The organism is Psychrobacter sp. NPDC078501 (assembly GCF_044900935.1).
Lineage (GTDB): Bacteria > Pseudomonadota > Gammaproteobacteria > Pseudomonadales > Moraxellaceae > Psychrobacter.
Genome location: NZ_JBJDOS010000028.1, coordinates 1 through 1,302, shown reverse-complemented (window position 1 = coordinate 1,302; position 1,302 = coordinate 1). Strand labels below are relative to the sequence as shown.

Below are 1,302 nucleotides of genomic sequence, written 5' to 3'. Positions count from 1 at the left end.
GAGACCATCCCAGATTCTGTGTAACTGCCATTTAGATTAAATGCCTGCTTATACGATCATCAAACATAATCATAAAGCGATTCAAAGCAGACGTCCAGTTACGAATGGGCATCGACCACTTTTTGGATGCCTGCTGGGTTGCTAGATAGACTACCTTGAAAGCTGCGTGATCAGATGGGAACACCTTACGCTTATTCACCGCTGTCCGAATCACACTGTTCAGTGACTCAATAGCATTGGTAGTGTATATGACTTTTCTGATGTCTTTAGGGTAATTAAAGAACACCGTTAGGCCCTCCCAGTTATTACGCCAAGACTTGATGACATGCGGATATTCCTTGCCCCAAGTCTCATCAAAGTGCTCAAGATTGGCCTCTGCCATCTCAAGGGTATCAGCGCCGTAAATGGCCTTTAAATCAGCCGCTACGGCCTTTTTATCCGTCCACGGCACAAACTTCATTGAATAGCGCACCATGTGTACGATACACAGCTGAACCTGTGCCTTTGGATAGACGGTGTTAATGGCATCAGGGAAGCCCTTTAGACCGTCAACACAAGCGATTAAGATGTCTTGTACGCCACGGTTTTGAAGCTCGGTAAGAACACCTAGCCAGAACTTAGCGCCTTCATTCTCTGAGAGCCACATACCAAGCAGCTCTTTTTTACCGTTAAGGTTAACGCCTAGGGCTAAGTAAATGGCTTTGTTGATGATCTGCTTGTCTTGACGTATCTTCACGACGATGCAGTCCAAATAGACGATAGGATAAACACTACTCAATGGCCGGTTCTGCCAAGCGGTGATGTCCTCTAATATGTTATCGGTGACTCTTGAGACAAGAGAGCTTGAGATGTCGACATCGTAGAGCTCTTTAATGCTCTCTACAATCTCGGTGGTGGTTTGACCCTTGGCGTAAAGGAATATGATCTTGTCATCGAGACCTGAGATACGGGTTTGATGCTTACTAACGAGTACAGGCTCAAAGCTGCTATCACGGTCTCTTGGGGTAGAGATTTCAAGATCGCCTGTATCACTGCGGACGGTCTTTTTAGTGTGTCCGTTGCGCTTGTTTGGTTTATCTGCTTTCTCATGCTTGGGGTAGCCGAGATGGTCTTCCATCTCGGCTTCAAGTGCAGTATCGATAAAGGATTGCATGAGCTGCTTTTGGAAGTCTTTGATGTCATCAAAGCTTTTCATGCTACCAGCCATTTGCTCGGCCAGTTTTTTAATGTCAGATTGAGTAGTCATTGCTTATTCTCCTGTTAATGGATTATAAGCAGTTACACAGTTTTTAGGAAACTCCC

The 1,302-nt window shown here is 45.2% G+C and carries 1 protein-coding gene; it reads right to left on the bottom strand.

All coding sequences use genetic code 11. The features are described from left to right. Positions 1-31: 31 nt before the first annotated feature. A complete protein-coding gene (locus tag ACI2IW_RS13940) occupies positions 32-1,246 on the bottom strand; it encodes an IS256 family transposase (RefSeq protein WP_404693964.1) in 1,215 nt (404 codons plus the stop codon). Between the last annotated feature and the right edge of the window lie 56 nt (positions 1,247-1,302).

Excerpts from the sequence above, each read along its gene's own strand:
- ACI2IW_RS13940 (WP_404693964.1), bottom strand. The coding sequence starts at position 1,246 with ATGACTACTCAATCTGACATTAAAAAACTGGCCGAGCAAATGGCTGGT.